The 18,619-nt window shown below is 53.6% G+C and carries 17 protein-coding genes; 12 read left to right on the top strand and 5 right to left on the bottom strand.

All coding sequences use genetic code 11. The features are described 5' to 3' along the window. Positions 1–48 precede the first annotated feature (48 nt). The 3 genes from argF (at position 49) to OGY19_RS17665 (ending at position 3,136) form a co-directional block, all read left to right on the top strand. The gene (gene argF, locus OGY19_RS17675) at positions 49–1,053 is read left to right on the top strand and encodes an ornithine carbamoyltransferase (protein ID WP_048212834.1); all 1,005 of its coding nucleotides are present in this window, start codon (positions 49–51) and stop codon (positions 1,051–1,053) included. A gap of 55 nt (positions 1,054–1,108) precedes the next feature. Next, positions 1,109–2,512 carry a YfcC family protein gene (locus OGY19_RS17670; RefSeq protein WP_048212835.1) on the top strand — a complete coding sequence of 468 codons (1,404 nt, stop codon included), beginning with the start codon at positions 1,109–1,111 and terminating at the stop codon, positions 2,510–2,512. A gap of 144 nt (positions 2,513–2,656) precedes the next feature. Continuing rightward, a complete protein-coding gene (locus tag OGY19_RS17665; protein WP_115601074.1) occupies positions 2,657–3,136 on the top strand; it encodes an arginine repressor in 480 nt (159 codons plus the stop codon). Here OGY19_RS17665 and OGY19_RS17660 read toward each other — a convergent pair. Next, positions 3,133–3,255: a hypothetical protein gene (locus OGY19_RS17660; RefSeq protein WP_086523826.1), complete on the bottom strand. Its 123-nt coding sequence runs from the start codon at positions 3,253–3,255 to the stop codon at positions 3,133–3,135. The two genes, OGY19_RS17665 and OGY19_RS17660, sit on opposite strands and share 4 nt — an antisense overlap. Between OGY19_RS17660 and pyrL the strand changes: the two genes are divergently transcribed. The 5 genes from pyrL to ridA all read left to right on the top strand — a co-directional run bounded on the left by pyrL (position 3,235) and on the right by ridA (position 5,246). After that, a complete protein-coding gene (pyrL, locus tag OGY19_RS17655) occupies positions 3,235–3,336 on the top strand; it encodes a pyr operon leader peptide (protein ID WP_016155570.1) in 102 nt (33 codons plus the stop codon). The two genes, OGY19_RS17660 and pyrL, sit on opposite strands and share 21 nt — an antisense overlap. Beyond that, positions 3,317–3,370, top strand: a complete 54-nt coding sequence (locus OGY19_RS24485) for a pyrBI operon leader peptide (RefSeq protein WP_106875647.1) — start codon at positions 3,317–3,319, stop codon at positions 3,368–3,370. Before pyrL ends, OGY19_RS24485 begins: the two co-directional genes overlap by 20 nt. 2 nt (positions 3,371–3,372) lie before the next feature. Continuing rightward, a complete protein-coding gene (gene pyrB, locus OGY19_RS17650; RefSeq protein WP_061067131.1) occupies positions 3,373–4,308 on the top strand; it encodes an aspartate carbamoyltransferase in 936 nt (311 codons plus the stop codon). A 13-nt stretch (positions 4,309–4,321) separates the two neighbouring features. Then, positions 4,322–4,783: an aspartate carbamoyltransferase regulatory subunit gene (gene pyrI / locus OGY19_RS17645; protein WP_003025816.1), complete on the top strand. Its 462-nt coding sequence runs from the start codon at positions 4,322–4,324 to the stop codon at positions 4,781–4,783. A 76-nt stretch (positions 4,784–4,859) separates the two neighbouring features. Continuing rightward, positions 4,860–5,246 carry a 2-iminobutanoate/2-iminopropanoate deaminase gene (gene ridA / locus OGY19_RS17640; protein WP_000047544.1) on the top strand — a complete coding sequence of 129 codons (387 nt, stop codon included), beginning with the start codon at positions 4,860–4,862 and terminating at the stop codon, positions 5,244–5,246. A 91-nt stretch (positions 5,247–5,337) separates the two neighbouring features. Here the strand turns inward: ridA and OGY19_RS17635 are convergent, their stop codons facing one another. The 4 genes from OGY19_RS17635 to mgtA form a co-directional block, all read right to left on the bottom strand. Beyond that, entirely contained in the window at positions 5,338–6,624 is a 1,287-nt protein-coding gene (locus OGY19_RS17635; protein WP_003830349.1) for a TRAP transporter large permease, read from the bottom strand. Positions 6,625–6,654: 30 nt separating this feature from the next. Beyond that, positions 6,655–7,164 carry a TRAP transporter small permease gene (locus OGY19_RS17630; protein WP_061067129.1) on the bottom strand — a complete coding sequence of 170 codons (510 nt, stop codon included), beginning with the start codon at positions 7,162–7,164 and terminating at the stop codon, positions 6,655–6,657. Between the two features lie 62 nt (positions 7,165–7,226). Continuing rightward, positions 7,227–8,204, bottom strand: coding sequence for a TRAP transporter substrate-binding protein (locus OGY19_RS17625; RefSeq protein WP_048212839.1), 978 nt, complete (start codon positions 8,202–8,204; stop codon positions 7,227–7,229). A gap of 377 nt (positions 8,205–8,581) precedes the next feature. Beyond that, entirely contained in the window at positions 8,582–11,290 is a 2,709-nt protein-coding gene (mgtA, locus tag OGY19_RS17620) for a magnesium-translocating P-type ATPase (protein ID WP_048212840.1), read from the bottom strand. A 417-nt stretch (positions 11,291–11,707) separates the two neighbouring features. Here mgtA and treR point away from each other — a divergent pair, with 417 nt between their 5' ends. The 4 genes from treR (at position 11,708) to nrdD (ending at position 18,480) form a co-directional block, all read left to right on the top strand. Further along, a complete protein-coding gene (gene treR / locus OGY19_RS17615; protein ID WP_115601075.1) occupies positions 11,708–12,655 on the top strand; it encodes a trehalose operon repressor TreR in 948 nt (315 codons plus the stop codon). 157 nt (positions 12,656–12,812) lie between these two features. Next, positions 12,813–14,231, top strand: coding sequence for a PTS trehalose transporter subunit IIBC (gene treB, locus OGY19_RS17610; protein WP_115601076.1), 1,419 nt, complete (start codon positions 12,813–12,815; stop codon positions 14,229–14,231). A 49-nt stretch (positions 14,232–14,280) separates the two neighbouring features. After that, positions 14,281–15,933, top strand: coding sequence for an alpha,alpha-phosphotrehalase (gene treC, locus OGY19_RS17605; protein ID WP_115601077.1), 1,653 nt, complete (start codon positions 14,281–14,283; stop codon positions 15,931–15,933). 408 nt (positions 15,934–16,341) lie between these two features. Continuing rightward, complete coding sequence (nrdD, locus tag OGY19_RS17600) at positions 16,342–18,480, top strand: anaerobic ribonucleoside-triphosphate reductase (protein ID WP_115601078.1); 2,139 nt, start codon at positions 16,342–16,344, stop codon at positions 18,478–18,480. Positions 18,481–18,619: the final 139 nt, after the last annotated feature.

The following is an 18,619-nucleotide window of genomic DNA, read 5'->3' as shown; positions in this document are numbered from 1 at the left end:
TTGCCGGATGGCGGCTGCGCCTTATCCGGCCTACATAAGGACATTTTCATGACTGTTAACCTGAAAAATCGCAATTTTCTCAAACTGCTGGACTACACCCCTGCAGAAATCCAGTACCTGATCGATCTGGCTATCGAATTAAAAACGGCAAAAAAAGCCGGGCGCGAAAGGCAAACGCTGGTCGGTAAAAATATCGCGCTGATCTTCGAAAAAACCTCCACTCGCACCCGCTGCGCCTTTGAAGTCGGCGCTTTCGATCAGGGCGCACAGGTGACCTACCTCGGCCCAAGCGGCTCGCAGATCGGCCATAAAGAGTCGATGAAAGATACCGCCCGCGTGTTGGGTCGCATGTATGACGGCATCGAATACCGCGGCTACGGCCAGGAGATTGTGGAAGAACTGGGACAATTCGCCGGTGTGCCGGTCTGGAACGGGCTAACGAATGAATTCCACCCTACGCAGATCCTTGCCGATCTGATGACCATGCTGGAGCACGCCCCGGGTAAAACCTTACCCGAACTGAGCTTCGCTTACCTCGGTGACGCCCGCAACAACATGGGTAATTCGCTGATGGTCGGCGCGGCGAAAATGGGGATGGATATTCGTCTGGTCGCGCCAAAGTCCTTCTGGCCGGACGAGGCGCTGGTTGCCGAATGCCGCGAAATCGCCAGCGTAACGGGCGCACGCATTACGCTCACGGACGATGTTGCGGAAGGGGTATACGACGTAGATTTCCTCTATACCGATGTCTGGGTTTCGATGGGCGAACCTAAAGAAGCGTGGGCAGAACGCGTCAGCCTGATGACGCCCTACCAGATTAATCAGCAGGTCATCAATGCGACCGGCAATCCCAATGTGAAATTCATGCACTGCCTGCCCGCCTTTCATAATGAGCACACCAAAGTGGGCCGTGAAATCGAAGCGGCTTACGGTCTGAAAGGACTTGAAGTCACGGAAGAGGTATTCGAGTCAGCGCATTCCATCGTCTTCGACGAAGCGGAAAACCGGATGCATACCATCAAAGCGGTCATGGTAGCGACACTCGGCGACTAACCCCTGCGGGCATGTGTCGCCTGGCGGCATATGCCCAAGCTATCCGGAGAACATCATGGGCAAATTCAAATTTCCCAGCGCGTATACCATCCTGTTTATTCTCATTGCACTCGTCGCCGTTATGACCTGGATTGTCCCGGCAGGGAAATACCAGATGGCGATGAATGCTACCCTCGGCAAAGAAGTGCCGGTTGCCGGTACTTATGCCCCGACCGAGGCGCATCCACAAGGCATAACCGCTGTCCTGCTGGCACCGATTGACGGGCTTTATAACCACGAAACCTACACCGCAGGCGCAATTGATGTCGCGCTGTTTGTCCTGATCATCGGTGGGTTTCTCGGCGTGGTAAACAAAACGGGCGCCATCGACGCAGGCATCGAACGCGTGACGGTCAGGCTGAACGGCAAAGAAGAGTGGATGATCCCCATTCTGATGGGGCTTTTCGCCGCCGGAGGCACGATTTACGGCATGGCGGAAGAATCACTCCCTTTCTACACCTTATTAGTTCCGGTCATGATGGCCGCGCGCTTTGATCCACTGGTTGCGGCGGCGACCGTGCTACTCGGCGCAGGCATCGGCACGCTCGGTTCGACAATCAACCCTTTCGCGACGGTTATCGCCGCTAACGCCGCCGGGATCCCCTTCACCCAGGGAATGTTGATGCGCATTCTGCTGCTGGTCGTCGGCTATGTTATCTGCGTAGTGTGGGTCATGCGTTATGCGCGCAAAGTCCGCAATCACCCGGAGTTGTCGATTGTGGCGGATAAAATGGAGGAAAACCGCGCGCATTTCCTCGGCAATCGCGGCAACGCTAACCTTGAATTCACAGCCACGCGTAAGTGGATCCTGCTGATATTCGCCGCCGCCTTTGCGGTAATGATTTATGGCGTCGCGGTACTCGGATGGTGGATGGCAGAAATATCCGCAGTCTTTCTGGCTTCTGCGATTATCGTCGGCGTGATTGCCCGCATGAGTGAAGAAGCCTTCACCAGTACCTTCATTGACGGTGCGCGGGATCTGCTCGGCGTGGCGCTGATTATCGGCATTGCGCGCGGTATCGTCGTGGTGATGGATAACGGTATGATTACCCACACCATTCTGCACAGCGCCGAAAATTTAGTCTCCGGTCTTTCCACTACCATTTTCATCAATGTGACCTACTGGCTGGAAGTATTGCTCTCCTTCCTGGTCCCTTCCTCGTCTGGTCTGGCGGTGCTCACGATGCCCATTATGGCCCCGCTGGCCGACTTCGCCCACGTGCAAAGGGATCTGGTCGTTACTGCGTACCAATCCGCTTCTGGCATTGTGAATCTGATCACCCCCACTTCAGCCGTCGTGATGGGCGGGTTGGCCATCGCTCGCGTTCCTTATGTGCGCTACCTGAAATGGGTCGCCCCACTGCTGCTGATTCTGACGGTGCTGAACATGGTCGTCCTGAGTATCGGCGCAATGCTATAGCCGTTTTGGCCGTCGGCTCCCGACGGCTTTTTTGAGCGTGCTCTCGTTTTTCTGCACAACCGCCCGTTTGAGCCGTTATTGATATAGCAAATGTGGTGAATTTCGCCATCGCATTGATACAAATAATAAATTTAGGGTGTTTTTATGAAGGAATTCGATGATTACTCGACCAAAGAACAGAAACAGCTGGCGATTTGTCAGCGCCTGATTACTGAAAAAAGCTACCTGTCCCAGGAAGCGCTTCGCCGCGATCTACAACAGCATGGTTTTACCGGGATTAGCCAGTCAACGGTATCTCGTCTGCTAAAGCTGCTCGGGGCGATAAAAATAAGAAATACAAAAGGGCAAAAAATTTATTCTGTAAATCCGCAATCGCGACCCGCGCCGGATGCTGCCCGATCGATTGCTGAAATGGTGGTCAGCGTGGAACACAATAGCGAGTTTATCCTCATTCATACTGCAGCAGGTTATGGCCGTGCCGTTGCCAGAATCCTCGATTATCACGCGTTGCCAGAAGTTCTCGGCGTGATTGCCGGTAGCAGTATTGTCTGGGTTGCGCCGCGAGTCGTGCAGCGAACGGGACTGGTGCACAAGCAGATTAACTATCTATTTAAAATGAATTAAAATTCATAAGAACCGTTTGCGATGAATAAATCGTGCATTTTTCGCTTGATCCCATAACGGAGCTGAGTATAATCGCGGACAATTTGCCGGGAGGATGTATGGTTCAGTGTGTACGACATTTTGTCTTACCGCGTCTGAAAAAGGACGCTGGCCTGCCGTTTTTCTTTCCGTTGATCATCCATTCCGAGCCCCTCAATTGAGGGGCTTTTTTTTTGCCCAGGCGTCAGGAGATAAACATGGCTAACCCGCTCTATCAAAAACACATCATTTCCATAAACGACCTCAGCCGCGACGACCTCAATCTGGTCCTCGCGACGGCGGCGAAATTAAAAGCCAACCCGCAGCCGGAGCTGTTAAAGCATAAGGTCATCGCCAGCTGCTTCTTTGAGGCGTCAACCCGCACCCGTTTATCCTTTGAAACCTCGATGCACCGCCTGGGCGCCAGCGTGGTAGGTTTCTCTGACAGCAGCAACACGTCGCTTGGCAAAAAAGGCGAAACGCTGGCCGACACCATTTCCGTCATCAGCACTTATGTCGACGCCATCGTGATGCGTCACCCGCAGGAAGGTGCTGCGCGTCTGGCAACGGAGTTCTCCGGTAACGTTCCGGTACTGAACGCCGGCGACGGCTCCAACCAACACCCGACCCAAACGCTGCTGGATCTGTTTACCATTCAGGAAACGCAGGGTCGCCTGGACAATCTGCACATCGCCATGGTGGGCGACCTGAAATATGGCCGCACCGTCCACTCCCTGACCCAGGCGCTGGCGAAGTTTGAAGGTAACCGCTTCTACTTTATCGCCCCGGACGCGCTGGCGATGCCGCAATACATTCTGGATATGTTGAACGAAAAAGGTATCGCCTGGAGCCTGCACGGCACCATCGAAGAAGTGATGGCGGAGGTCGATATTCTCTACATGACCCGCGTGCAGAAAGAGCGTCTGGACCCGTCCGAATACGCCAACGTGAAAGCACAGTTTGTTCTGCGCGCCAGCGATCTGGCGGGAGCCAAAGAGAACATGAAGGTGCTGCATCCGCTGCCGCGCATCGATGAGATCACCACCGATGTCGATAAGACGCCGCACGCCTGGTATTTCCAGCAGGCTGGCAACGGCATCTTCGCCCGCCAGGCGTTACTGGCACTGGTACTGAATAGCGAACTGGCACTGTAAGGGAGAAAAAGAGATGACACACGATAACAAACTGCAGGTTGAAGCCATCAAACGTGGCACCGTGATTGACCATATCCCCGCACAGGTTGGTTTTAAGCTGCTGACGCTGTTCAAACTGACCGAAACCGACCAGCGCATCACTATCGGACTGAACCTGCCGTCTGGCGAGATGGGCCGTAAAGACCTGATTAAAATCGAAAATACCTTCCTGACCGACGAGCAGGTCAACCAGCTCTCCCTGTACGCTCCGCAGGCAACGGTAAACCGCATTGACGATTATGATGTGGTGGGTAAATCACGCCCCAGCCTGCCGGAGCGCATCGACAACGTGCTGGTGTGCCCGAACAGCAACTGTATCAGCCATGCTGAGCCGGTTTCCTCCAGTTTTGCAGTGAAAAAGCGCGCCGATGACATCGCACTCAAATGCAAATACTGTGAAAAAGAGTTTTCGCATTATGTGGTGCTGGCCAACTAATTAGGGTTGGTTATGAAATCCCGGCTCCCTATAATGAGCGGGAACATTCTATTACCGCTGTAATTCAGGAGAAATCATGAGCAAGACTATCGCGACGGAAAATGCACCAGCAGCAATCGGCCCATACGTTCAGGGTGTTGACCTGGGTAGCATGGTAATCACTTCCGGTCAGATCCCGGTCGATCCGAAAACCGGTGCCGTAGCGGAAGACGTGTCCGCTCAGGCACGTCAGTCGCTGGAAAACGTAAAAGCTATCGTAGAAGCTGCAGGCCTGAAAGTGGGCGATATCGTAAAAACGACCGTTTTCGTTAAAGACCTGAACGATTTTGCCACCGTCAACGCGACCTACGAAGCGTTCTTCACCGAGCACAACGCGACCTTCCCGGCACGCTCTTGCGTGGAAGTGGCCCGTCTGCCGAAAGACGTGAAAATCGAGATTGAAGCGATCGCCGTTCGTCGCTAAGTCTCCTTGTGCCGGATGGCGGCTTCGCCTTATCCGGCCTACGCAAGCGTAGTTTGTAGGCCCGGTAAGCGTGAGCGCCACCGGGCATTTATCACATCACGCCAAACAGTTTCGGCAAGAACAGCGAAATCGCCGGAATGTACGTCACCAGCATCAGCACCAGGAACAGCACGAGGTAGAACGGCAGCATCGCCTTCACCACCTGCTCTATTTTCTGCTTACTCACCGCACTGGCCACAAACAGCACTGACCCTACCGGCGGCGTAATCAGGCCGATCCCTAAGTTCACCAGCATGATCATGCCAAAATGGACCGGATCAATGCCGAGCGCGTTGGTCACTGGCAGCAGAACCGGCGTCAAAATCAGGATCAGCGGCGCCATATCCATCAGCGTACCGATCAGCAGCAACATGATGTTAATGCACATCAGAATGACGTATTTGTTGTCCGAAATACTGGTGAAGGCTTCGGTGATACGCATCGGCAACTGCATATAGGTCATGACGGCACCGAATGCGGCGGCAAAGCCTATCAGGATCATGACGATCGTGACCGTTTTCACCGTGCGGAACATCAGCTTTGGCAGCTCAGACCATTTATAGTCACGATAGATAAACATGGTGACAAAGAAGGCCCACAGACAGGCAATTGCCGCTGATTCCGTCGCGGTAAAGATACCTGACAGGATACCACCCATAATGATCACAACCGTCATCAGGCCCCACAGCGTATCGACGAAAATCTTCAGCGCCTGGCGAAACGGTACGCGTTCCCCTTTTGGGTAACCGCGTTTGTGCGCAAAAGCCACGCACATCACCATCAGGCTGAGGCTTAACAGCAGACCCGGCAGGATCCCGGCGATGAATAGCGCGGCAATCGACACCGTCCCGCCTGTTGCCAGCGAGTAAATAACCGAGTTATGGCTGGGCGGTGTGAGGATCGCCTGCACCGAGCCGCTGGCAGTAACCGCTGCGGCAAAATCGCGCGGGTAGCCTTTTTTATCCATCTCCGGGATCATCACCGAACCGATGGACGCGGTATCAGCCACGGACGATCCAGAAATTGCGCCAAAAAAGGTCGATGCCACAATATTTACCAGCGACAGCCCTCCGCGAATAAAGCCAACAAAAATATAGGCAAAGTTCACCAGCCGCCGCGCAATTCCCCCTTCGGCCATAATAGCCCCGGCCAGAATAAAGAACGGGATCGCCAGCAGCGAAAACTTATTCACCCCACTGGTCAGTTGGATCATCACCGCTTCCAGTGGGATATCAATGTACCAGGCCCCAATGATGGCGCTAATACCAACCGCGTACGCTACCGGTACCCCAATCGCCAGCATAATGCCGAGCGTAAAGACGAGAATAAATGCATCCATCTGCTTTCCTTTCTGAAATGGGGGCGGTAACTAGCTGGTCGAACCCAGCATGACAACGGGACGTTGGTACTGCGGACCACGGAAAATCTTTTCCGCGATAAATAGCAGCGTTATGGCAGAGCCAATCGGCAATGGGAGGTAGTTTTGCCCGGCGCTTAAAAGCGGGAATTCCGCCACGGGCTGGTCCCACAGTTCAAGACAGAGATTGGTTCCGTACCAGAGGATAAACAGGCTTATCGCCACCAGCATAACGTCTGCGATTATCGAGCAATAACGACGGGAAGCATCACCCAGACGATCAATCACCATGCTCACTGCGATATGCGAACCTGCGCGATAGCTCACCGCCGCACCAATAAAGGTGAATGTCACCATACAGAGAATGGCGACGGGCTCAGGCCATGACAGAGCGTTATTCAGAACATAACGCGCGAATATGCCAATAGGGATAATGGCAACCATGACTAATAATGCGATACCGGCAATCCACATTGATACCCGATAAAGAAAATCCATTACCGATGAATAGCATTCACCCATAATCATCACCTCGAATTAATCAAAAGATTCAGGCGGAGGGTTGATATCCTCCACCTGATGAATTACTTCACATCCTGAATCCGTTTGATCAAATCCTGGTGGTCTTTACCGTAATTATCCCGCACTGACTGCGTGGCTTTATAGAAATAGTCCGTATCAATATCGTGGAACTGAACGCCATTGGCTTTCATGGTCTCCAGCGATTTCGCATTATAATCCTGCCAAAGTTTGCGTTGCTCTACCTGGGCTTCTTTAGCGAGCTTAATAATGAGATCCTGGTCTTCTTTTTTCAACTTATCCCATTTAGCTTTCGAGAACAGAAAAAGCTCAGGAATAATAAAATGTTTGCTCCAGGTATAGTTTTTCACGACCGGCAAATAGTTATGCGCAACAAACGTTGGCGGATTATTCTCCGTACCATCAATAACGCCGGTCTGCATGCCGCTAAAGACTTCACTGACGCCCATCACAACGGAGTTAGCGCCCATCGCTTTCAGGGTATCCAGCGCTATCGGACTCCCTTGAACACGGATTTTCATGCCGTGTAAATCTTCCGGTTTCACCACCGGATTTTTGGTGATCAGGTTGCGCGTTCCGGCATCCATCCAGCCGAGGAACACCAGCCGCGATTTGGTGTTTGCCGTCAGGCGGTCGCCAATCTCCTGACCAATCATGCCGTCGAGAACCTTATGCAGATGGTCTTCATCACGAAAGATATACGGCAGGGTAAAGACGTTAATTTCAGGGAGAATGGCGGCAACCGGCGTCATTGAAACGCGAATAATATCGATAGCGCCTAATTGCGCCTGTTCAATCATCTGTTTTTCGTCACCTAACACGCCACCGGGAAAGGTTTTAATCTCCAGACGACCGTCGGTGGCGGCACTCAGTTTTTCCCCCATATGTTTGACGGCGACAACGTTCGGGTAATCAGCCGGATGCACATCTGCGGCGCGAAAGGTTTGTGCCAGCGTTGCATGACTCGCCAGTAATACCGACGCGCCAATACACAGACTTAACAGGTTTTTTGTCAGTTTCATTTGTCCTTCTCCAGAAGTTCATAATATCCATTAACAGGAATAGCTTGCAGAGCAAATGACTGCCGGAATTAAAAATGGGCAGCGTGAAACTTTCTTAACGATGTTACCTGTGCAGACTAACTGGTGTAACAACTTATTTCGATGACTGTGTTCACAAAAAATCACAGACGCTCATTATTTTTAGCACACTGTTTCATTTTTGCAATGCAGATCGTTTTATTGATAAAAAAGCAACGCAAAGAAGGCAATTTGATACTAATTACCGCGTGAGCATTTCAATAAAAATAAAACACCAATATTTCGAGGGAATATCTTTCGAATGAAAAAGTGAAATGCAGGATGGTATTAACACCATCCTGCAGAAGAGAAGTTGAGGATTACTGCCAGCCGTAGCGGCGGCTATAAAAACCTTTCACAAGCTGAGTTAATGTCATGTAACCCGCCAGAATCGCAACCAGCCACGGGAAGTAGCTCAGCGGCAGCGCCTGCAATTGCAGATAGCTGGCCAGCGGAGAGAACGGCAACGCAATGCCCACCACCATCACAACCAGCGTCATCAGCATCAGCGGCCATGCGGCGCGGCTTTGGATGAACGGCACGCGACGGGTACGGATCATATGCACAATCAGCGTTTGCGACAGCAGACCCACCACGAACCAGCCCGACTGGAACAATGTCTGATGTTCAGGCGTATTGGCATGGAAGACGAACCACATCAGGCAAAAAGTCAGAATATCGAAGATCGAGCTGATCGGTCCAAAGAAGATCATAAAGCGGCCCAACTCGGCGGGATTCCAGCGCTGCGGCTTTTTGATCTGCTCTTCGTCGACGTTATCAAACGGAATCGCCACCTGGGATACATCGTACAGCAGGTTCTGAATCAGTAAGTGCAGCGGCAACATCGGCAGGAACGGTAAGAAGGCGCTCGCCACCAGCACGCTAAACACATTACCGAAGTTAGAACTGGCCGTCATTTTGATGTACTTCAGCATGTTAGAGAAGGTACGGCGTCCTTCGATCACCCCTTCTTCCAGCACCATCAGACTCTTTTCCAGCAGGATGATATCTGCCGCTTCACGCGCAATATCAACCGCGCCATCAACGGAGATACCAATGTCCGCCGCGCGCAGCGCCGGGGCGTCGTTAATGCCATCGCCCATAAAGCCGACCACATGACCTTCACGCTTGAGCAGTGTGACAATGCGCTCTTTGTGCATTGGCGTCAGGCGGGCAAACAACGTGGTGCGCTGGGCAAGTCGGGCCAGCTCGTCGTCGCTTAACCCTTCAATGCTGCTGCCGATAACCACATCACCTGCATCCAGACCCACTTCATGACACACTTTCGCCGCAACCAGTTCGCTGTCACCGGTGAGAATTTTCACCGTAATACCGCTGGCTTTCAGCGCTTTCAGCGCCGGGGCGGTCGTTTCTTTCGGCGGATCGAGGAACGCGATATACCCTTCGAGGATCAGATCGGATTCATCAATACGCTGATAGTCCCCTTCACGCGCAGGCAGGTATTTGGTTGCCACCGCCACCACACGCAACCCCTGACGATTCAGCGTATCGGTAACGCGTTTCACCCGACGCAGCATGTTGTCATCTAACGGGACAATCTCACCGTTATGGCGCACCTGGGTGCAAACGCTGAGGATCTCCTGCAGCGCGCCTTTACATACCAGTTGGTGCACATCGGTTTCTTCAGCGACCACCACCGACATGCGGCGGCGTTCGAAATCAAACGGGATCTCATCGATTTTTTGCCAACGGGTAGAGAGCCGGCGGGCGGATTCTTCGTCCACGCCTTCCAGCACTGCCGTATCCAGCAGATTCTTCAGCCCGGTCTGATAGTGGCTGTTCAGCCACGCAGAATGCAGGACATGTTCGCTGGGCTTGCCGGAGATATCGGTATGATTCTCCAGCACTATTTTATCTTGTGTCAGCGTGCCGGTTTTATCGGTGCACAGAATATCCATCGCGCCAAAGTTCTGGATAGCATCGAGGTGTTTAACGATGACCTTTTGTTTTGACAGCTTCACCGCCCCACGCGCCAGCGTCGAGGTGACGATCATCGGCAGCATTTCTGGAGTAAGTCCCACCGCCACAGACAGGGCAAACAGCGCCGCTTCCCACCAGTCACCTTTGGTGTAGCCATTGATGATAAGCACGATGGGCGCCATCACCAGCATAAAGCGGATCAGCAGCATGCTGACGCGGCTGATCCCTTTCTGGAAGGCATTCTGCTCGCTTTCCTGCTCGCTAACACGGCCCGCCAGTTGCCCGAACCAGGTATTGGCTCCGGTCGCAATGACGATAGCCTGTGCCGTTCCGCTCACCACGTTAGTGCCCATAAAGCACAGGGTATCGCATTCCAGCGGGTTGCTTTGCTGCGGGTCGCGGCTGGTGGCGACTTTCTCCACCGGCAACGATTCACCGGTCAGTGAAGCCTGGGCCACGAACAGATCGCGCGCCTGCACCACTCGCAGATCGGCTGGGATCATATCCCCTGCTGCCAGCTTAATAATATCGCCAGGCACCAACTGGTCGATCGGCAGTTCAACCCAGCCGTTCTCCCCTTTCTCGTTGATGACGCGCAGCACCGTAGCAGTGTTGCTGACCATCGCTTTCAACGCATCCGCCGCTTTGGTGGAACGCGCTTCCTGGACAAAATTCAGCAGCGTGGAGATGACAACCATCAAGGCGATAACGCCCGCGGCAAACAGATCCTCGGTGGCATAAGAAATGCCGCCTAAAATAGTCAGCAGAATATTAAACGGGTTGCGGTAGCAGACCCACAGGTGTACCCACCATGGCGACGGCTTCTGCGCCGGTAGCTGGTTCTCGCCATGTAACTCGCGAGCGTTTTCCACTTCTGCGGCGTTCAATCCTTCCGGGTGCGCGCCAAACGTTTTCCACAGCGCTTCTTCGTCCATCAGCGCCATTTTCAGGCAATGTTCGCTCAGCGAAGGCGGGATCGGCGTGCTGGCGACGGTCTGCGCATTGGGTAGCGGATCGCGATGCACCAGACGATGCGGTAAATGGCGGTTTAGCCGGGCAAACAGCTGGCGAGTAATATTTTTGAACATAGGCAGTCCCTCTGCACCAGTATAAGCGGGCGCAGTAAATCCTTCAGGCGTGGCAAAGCCTTGCCTGGTGGCAATTTTAAAATCACAACAGGGACGTCAGAACGTCACTGTCTTACAGCTCCGGTAAGACAGTGAAAACAGGCTTACCGGAGAGGGGGGGTTCTCCATTTAGGGAGAGGGGTGGGATCGGGATCCATATAGCCTCCGGTAAGTGAATGATAAGCGCTGCGGATTATACGCAGAAAACCATAAGGTTTGTGACAATTATGGCGGTATGATACAGCATGGAAACTAAACCAAACGTATACACATCGCCTGAAGGGTGAACGGTTTAAAGCAGACTTTCCCCATTGCACTCCACATGGGTAAAGTTACTCTCTTTGATATAACTGAAAAAGTGCGCAACGGGAAAACAGGATGCAAAATCGGCTGACTATTAAAGACATCGCCCGCTTAAGCGGTGTGGGGAAATCAACGGTTTCCCGTGTGCTCAACAACGAAAGCGGCGTTAGCGAACGCACCCGTGAACGTGTTGAAGCAGTGATGAATCAGCACGGTTTCTCCCCTTCCCGCTCCGCACGTGCCATGCGTGGGCAAAGCGACAAAGTCGTGGCGATTATCGTCACGCGTCTGGACTCACTTTCGGAAAATCTCGCCGTGCAGACCATGCTACCCGCCTTTTATGAGCAGGGTTATGATCCGATTATGATGGAAAGCCAGTTCTCACCTGAACTGGTAGAAGAACATCTGGGAATGCTCAAACGTCGCAACATTGATGGCGTCGTGTTGTTTGGTTTTACCGGCGTAACAGAAACCATGCTCACCTCCTGGCAGGACTCTCTGGTTCTGCTGGCCAGGGATGCCAAAGGCTTTGCCTCCGTCTGTTATGACGACGAAGGCGCCATTCATACCCTGATGCAGCGTCTGTACGATCGCGAACATCGTCATATCAGTTTCCTTGGCGTCCCCCATAGCGACGTGACCACCGGCAAGCGTCGCCATGAAGCTTATCTGGCATTCTGTAAGAAACACAAACTGCATCCTGTCGCTGCTCTGCCTGGTCTGGCCATGAAACAGGGCTATGAGCATGCCGCCGATGTCATTACGCCGGAAACAACTGCGTTAGTCTGTGCGACGGACACGCTTGCCCTTGGCGTCAGCAAATATCTGCAGGAACAGCGAATCGACAACCTGCAACTGGCAAGCGTCGGTAATACGCCGCTGATGAAATTCCTCCATCCGGAAATCATCACTGTCGATCCCGGCTACGCTGAAGCCGGACGGCAAGCGGCCTCGCAGCTGATCGAACAGATCAACGGCCGTAGCGAACCACGACAAATCGTTATTCCCTCCAGCCTCTCCTGATTGCTTTCTGAGCACTAATTTGTGATCTTCACTGCGTTTCGGGAACGTTCCCATTTTTAAATATTCACCGACGATATACTCTGGAACCAACAACGAGACAGCTGCCGGATGACGTCGCGAAAGCGTCTAATCCGACCTACGGGGAACACACGTCATCATGAGCAAAGTAAAACAAGCGGATATCGACCGGCTGATTGAGCTGGTAGGCGGGCGCGACAATATCGCCACGGTGAGTCACTGCATTACGCGCCTGCGTTTTGTGTTGAATCAACCCGCGAATGCCAGACCCAAAGAGATCGAACAGCTATCGATGGTCAAAGGCTGCTTCACCAACGCCGGGCAGTTTCAGGTAGTGATTGGCACCGAGGTGGGCGATTACTACAAAGCGCTGCTGGCGACAACCGGACAGGCCAGCGCCGACAAAGAGCAGGCGAAAAAAGCGGCGCGGCAGAATATGAAATGGCACGAACAGCTGATTTCTCATTTTGCGGAGATCTTCTTCCCGCTGCTGCCCGCGCTAATTAGCGGCGGTTTGATCTTAGGTTTCCGTAACGTGATCGGCGATCTACCGATGAGCAACGGCCAGACGCTGGCGCAGATGCATCCTTCGCTGAAAACCCTTTACGACTTCCTGTGGCTGATTGGCGAGGCGATCTTCTTCTATCTGCCGGTCGGGATCTGCTGGTCGGCAGTGAAAAAAATGGGCGGTACGCCGATCCTCGGTATTGTGCTGGGCGTAACCCTGGTTTCACCGCAACTGATGAACGCCTATTTGCTCGGTCAGCAAGTGCCGGAGGTGTGGAACTTCGGTCTGTTCAGCATTGAGAAAGTGGGCTACCAGGCGCAGGTTATTCCGGCGTTGCTGGCCGGGCTGGCGCTCGGGTTTATTGAAACGCGCATGAAGCGCATCGTGCCGGATTATCTGTATCTGGTGATCGTCCCGGTGTGCTCGCTGATCCTTGCGGTATTCCTTGCGCACGCCTTTATCGGTCCGTTTGGCCGCATGATCGGCGACGGTGTCGCGTTTGCGGTCCGCCATCTGCTGACCGGCAGCTTTGCCCCGATCGGCGCGGCGTTGTTCGGCTTCCTGTACGCCCCGCTGGTGATCACCGGCGTGCATCAGACTACGCTTGCCATCGACATGCAGATGATTCAGAGCATGGGCGGCACGCCGGTATGGCCGCTGATCGCGCTGTCGAATATCGCTCAGGCCTCTGCGGTGGTGGGCATCATTATCTCCAGTCGCAAACACAACGAACGTGAAATCTCAGTCCCTGCAGCCATCTCCGCGTATCTCGGGGTCACTGAACCGGCAATGTACGGCATCAACCTGAAATACCGCTTCCCGATGCTGTGCGCGATGATCGGCTCCGGTCTCGCCGGACTGCTGTGCGGCCTGAACGGAGTGCTGGCAAACGGGATTGGCGTCGGCGGTTTGCCGGGCATCCTCTCCATCCAGCCGACCTACTGGCAGGTATTTGGCATGGCGATGGTCATTGCGATTGTTATCCCAATGATACTGACCTCATTTGTTTACCAGCGTAAATACCGTCTGGGCACATTACAAATTATCTAACTTTTCTTCGGGGCGCAGTTGCGCCCCAGCGTATTTCCAGGAAACAACCATGACTATTCCACACTGGTGGCAAAACGGCGTTATCTATCAGGTTTACCCCAAGAGTTTTCAGGACACCACCGGCAGCGGCACCGGCGATTTACGCGGCGTGACCCAGCGTCTCGACTATCTGCAAAAGCTGGGTGTCGATGCCATCTGGCTGACGCCGTTCTATATTTCGCCGCAGGTTGATAACGGCTACGACGTCGCGGATTACCTGTCTGTCGATCCGGCCTACGGTACGCTGGAAGATTTTGACGAACTGGTGGCGCAGGCGAAAGCGCGCGGTATCCGTATTATTCTCGATATGGTGTTTAACCACACCTCAACCCAGCATGCGTGGTTTCGTGAGGCGCTGGATAAAGACAGCCCGTATCGCCAGTTTTATCTCTGGCGTGACGGTACGCCAGACAGTACACCGAACAACTGGCGTTCCAAATTTGGCGGCAGCGCCTGGGGCTGGCACGCCGCAAGCGAGCAGTATTATCTGCACCTCTTTGCTCCTGAACAGGCAGACCTGAACTGGGAGAACCCGGCGGTACGCGCCGAGCTGAAAAAAGTGTGCGAATTCTGGGCCGATCGCGGCGTGGACGGATTGCGCCTCGACGTGGTGAATCTTATCTCTAAAGATCAGAGCTTCCCGAACGATCCCGACGGCGATGGACGCCGTTTTTATACCGATGGCCCGCGCGCGCATGCGTTTTTACGCGAGATGAACCGCGACGTCTTCACGCCACGCAACCTGATGACGGTGGGAGAAATGTCATCCACTACGCTGGAACATTGCCAGCAGTACGCCGCGCTCGATGGCAGCGAACTGTCGATGACCTTTAACTTTCACCACCTGAAAGTGGATTACCCCAACGGTGAGAAGTGGACGTTAGCCAAACCCGACTATGTGGCGCTGAAAACCCTGTTCCGCCACTGGCAGCAGGGCATGCACAATCAGGCCTGGAACGCGCTGTTCTGGTGTAACCACGATCAGCCGCGCATCGTGTCGCGTTTTGGCGACGAAGGTAATTACCGCGTGCCGGCCGCTAAAATGCTGGCGATGGTGCTGCATGGCATGCAGGGCACGCCCTATATCTACCAGGGGGAAGAGATCGGCATGACCAATCCGCACTTCAGCCAAATTACCGATTATCGCGATGTGGAAAGCCATAACATGTTTGCCGAACTGAACGGTCAGGGGCGAGATGCCAACGAATTGCTGGCGATCCTCGCCAGTAAATCCCGCGATAACAGCCGCACGCCGATGCAGTGGGATGCCAGCCAACACGCGGGCTTCACCAAGGGCGAGCCGTGGATCAATCTGTGTGACAACGCGGCGGAGATCAACGTGGCGGCAGCGCTGAACGATACCGACTCGGTGTTCTATGCCTATCAGAGGCTGATCGCACTGCGCAAAACGGAGCCGGTTATCACCTGGGGCGACTATCAGGATCTGTTACCGGACAGCCCGCACATATGGTGCTATCAGCGCGAGTGGCAAGGGCAGCGACTGCTGGTCATTGCCAATCTGAGCGATACCTTCCAACGCTGGCAGCCGCCCCATACCGGGGGAAACTGGCAGGTGCTGATGCACAACTATGCCGAGGTCGCCAGCCAACCCGCAGACATGACGCTACGTCCTTTCGAAGCCGTCTGGTGGGTGCAAAAATAGCTTGCAATTGGTTTTGAGCCCGGTACGTATAGCGCTATCGGGCTTCAATGCTGACACTGCATTTACCTTCCTGTTTTTGTTGAATAATTAATCAGATTTTTCTTGCCACAATTTACAATCGCTGTACTGCCCGTCATCTGTACGCTCCGATTTTTACTTTGCGCTACATCAAATAAATCGTAAACATCCTTGATGCAAATCACTACATATAGAACTTAAAATGCACGCCGACCCAATATGTTGTATTAATCGACTACAATTGCTACAACTACAGTGCACCGCTTTACGGTGGAATTGTGGATAAAGTGGGTCAGGATTGCGGGAAGTCATTGGCCTGATAGATGAATAAACCCATGACCGCTTCCCCAACCTCTGTGGATAACCTGTTCTTATAAATATGGAGTGATCATGACACCGCATGTGATGAAACGAGATGGCTGTAAAGTGCCGTTTAAATCAGAGCGCATCAAAGAAGCCATTCTGCGTGCAGCTAAAGCAGCGGGAGTCGATGACGCAGATTACTGTGCCACCGTCGCAGAAGTCGTTAGCAGTCAGATGAATGAGCGCAGCCAGGTCGATATCAACGAGATCCAGACCGCGGTAGAAAACCAACTGATGTCTGGTCCGTACAAACAACTCGCCCGTGCGTACATCGAATATCGCCACGACCGTGATATCCAGCGTGAAAAACGTGGCCGTCTGAACCAGGAAATTCGTGGTCTGGTTGAGCAAACCAACTCTGCTCTGCTGAATGAAAATGCCAACAAAGACAGCAAAGTGATCCCGACCCAGCGTGACCTGCTGGCCGGTATCGTCGCCAAACACTATGCGCGTCAGCACCTGCTGCCGCGTGATGTGGTCCAGGCACATGAGCGTGGTGATATTCACTATCACGACCTCGATTACTCGCCGTTCTTCCCGATGTTCAACTGCATGCTGATCGACCTCAAAGGCATGCTGACACAGGGCTTTAAGATGGGTAACGCGGAGATTGAGCCGCCAAAATCCATCTCGACCGCGACCGCCGTCACTGCACAAATCATCGCGCAGGTTGCCAGCCATATTTATGGCGGTACCACCATTAACCGTATTGACGAAGTTCTCGCACCATTCGTGACCGAGAGCTTTAACAAGCATCGCAAAACCGCTGAAGAGTGGCAGATCCCGGATGCCGACGGTTATGCGCATTCCCGTACCGAGAAAGAGTGCTACGACGCATTCCAGTCCCTCGAGTATGAAGTGAATACCCTGCATACCGCTAACGGCCAGACGCCGTTCGTCACCTTCGGTTTTGGCCTGGGAACCAGTTGGGAATCACGTTTGATCCAGCAGTCCATTCTGCGTAACCGCATTGCGGGACTGGGTAAAAATCGTAAAACCGCCGTCTTCCCGAAACTGGTGTTCGCCATTCGCGACGGCCTGAACCACAAGTTTGGCGATCCGAACTACGACATCAAACAGCTGGCGCTGGAGTGCGCAAGCAAGCGTATGTATCCGGACATCCTGAACTACGATCAGGTAGTGAAAGTGACCGGTTCGTTCAAAACGCCGATGGGCTGCCGTAGTTTCCTCGGTGTCTGGGAAAACGAGAACGGCGAACAGGTTCACGACGGGCGTAACAACCTCGGCGTTATCAGCCTCAACCTGCCGCGTATCGCGCTGGAAGCGCACGGTGATGAAGCCACCTTCTGGAAACTGCTCGACGATCGCCTGGTGCTGGCGCGTAAAGCGCTGATGACCCGCATTGCGCGTCTGGAAGGTGTGAAAGCCCGCGTTGCGCCAATCCTGTATATGGAAGGCGCCTGCGGCGTGCGTCTGAAAGCGGACGATGATGTGTCTGAAATCTTTAAAAATGGTCGTGCATCCATCTCTCTGGGTTACATCGGCATTCATGAAACCATTAACGCGCTGTTTGGTGACAAACATCTGTACGACAGCGAGCAGCTGCGCGCCAAGGGTATCGCCATTGTGGAACGTCTGCGTCAGGCGGTCGACCAGTGGAAAGACGAGACCGGCTACGGCTTCAGCCTGTACAGCACGCCGAGCGAAAACCTGTGCGACCGTTTCTGCCGTCTTGATACCGCCGAGTTTGGTGTGGTGCCAGGCGTGACCGACAAAGGTTACTACACCAACAGCTTCCACCTCGACGTGGAGAAAAAGGTTAACCCGTACGACAAAATCGATTTCGAAGCGCCGTACCCGCCGCTGGCAAGCGGAGGCTTCATTTGCTACGGCGAATACCCGAATATTCAGCACAACCTGAAAGCACTGGAAGACGTCTGGGATTACAGCTATCAGCACGTGCCGTATTACGGGACCAACACGCCAATTGATGAATGCTACGAGTGCGGCTTTACCGGTGAGTTCGAGTGCACCAGCAAAGGCTTTACCTGCCCGAAATGTGGTAACCACGACGCCGCGCGCGTGTCGGTCACCCGCCGCGTCTGCGGTTATTTGGGCAGCCCGGACGCTCGTCCGTTTAACGCCGGTAAGCAAGAAGAAGTGAAGCGCCGCGTTAAGCATTTAGGTAACGGGCAGATAGGTTAATTTCGACAGTATTATTGCCCGGCAATGCGACGCTTTTCGCAAAGCAATTGGCGCCAGGACAAGGCGGCAAGCAAGCGAATCCCGGGGAGCTTACATTAGTAAGTGACCCGGGCGAGCGAGCGCAGCCAACGCAGTAATG

This window comes from Citrobacter sp. Cy070, from assembly GCF_030332245.1.
Classification (GTDB): Bacteria; Pseudomonadota; Gammaproteobacteria; order Enterobacterales; family Enterobacteriaceae; genus Citrobacter; species Citrobacter youngae.
This window is presented reverse-complemented; position numbering and strand designations above follow the sequence as displayed.

Excerpts from the sequence above, each read along its gene's own strand:
- OGY19_RS17635 (WP_003830349.1), bottom strand. The coding sequence starts at position 6,624 with ATGGATGCATTTATTCTCGTCTTTACGCTCGGCATTATGCTGGCGATT.
- argF (WP_048212834.1), top strand. The coding sequence starts at position 49 with ATGACTGTTAACCTGAAAAATCGCAATTTTCTCAAACTGCTGGACTAC.
- OGY19_RS17665 (WP_115601074.1), top strand. The coding sequence starts at position 2,657 with ATGAAGGAATTCGATGATTACTCGACCAAAGAACAGAAACAGCTGGCG.
- treC (WP_115601077.1), top strand. The coding sequence starts at position 14,281 with ATGACTATTCCACACTGGTGGCAAAACGGCGTTATCTATCAGGTTTAC.
- ridA (WP_000047544.1), top strand. The coding sequence starts at position 4,860 with ATGAGCAAGACTATCGCGACGGAAAATGCACCAGCAGCAATCGGCCCA.
- treB (WP_115601076.1), top strand. The coding sequence starts at position 12,813 with ATGAGCAAAGTAAAACAAGCGGATATCGACCGGCTGATTGAGCTGGTA.
- treR (WP_115601075.1), top strand. The coding sequence starts at position 11,708 with ATGCAAAATCGGCTGACTATTAAAGACATCGCCCGCTTAAGCGGTGTG.
- pyrB (WP_061067131.1), top strand. The coding sequence starts at position 3,373 with ATGGCTAACCCGCTCTATCAAAAACACATCATTTCCATAAACGACCTC.
- nrdD (WP_115601078.1), top strand. The coding sequence starts at position 16,342 with ATGACACCGCATGTGATGAAACGAGATGGCTGTAAAGTGCCGTTTAAA.
- pyrI (WP_003025816.1), top strand. The coding sequence starts at position 4,322 with ATGACACACGATAACAAACTGCAGGTTGAAGCCATCAAACGTGGCACC.
- pyrL (WP_016155570.1), top strand. The coding sequence starts at position 3,235 with ATGGTTCAGTGTGTACGACATTTTGTCTTACCGCGTCTGAAAAAGGAC.
- OGY19_RS17660 (WP_086523826.1), bottom strand. The coding sequence starts at position 3,255 with ATGTCGTACACACTGAACCATACATCCTCCCGGCAAATTGTCCGCGAT.
- mgtA (WP_048212840.1), bottom strand. The coding sequence starts at position 11,290 with ATGTTCAAAAATATTACTCGCCAGCTGTTTGCCCGGCTAAACCGCCAT.
- OGY19_RS17670 (WP_048212835.1), top strand. The coding sequence starts at position 1,109 with ATGGGCAAATTCAAATTTCCCAGCGCGTATACCATCCTGTTTATTCTC.
- OGY19_RS17630 (WP_061067129.1), bottom strand. The coding sequence starts at position 7,164 with ATGGGTGAATGCTATTCATCGGTAATGGATTTTCTTTATCGGGTATCA.
- OGY19_RS17625 (WP_048212839.1), bottom strand. The coding sequence starts at position 8,204 with ATGAAACTGACAAAAAACCTGTTAAGTCTGTGTATTGGCGCGTCGGTA.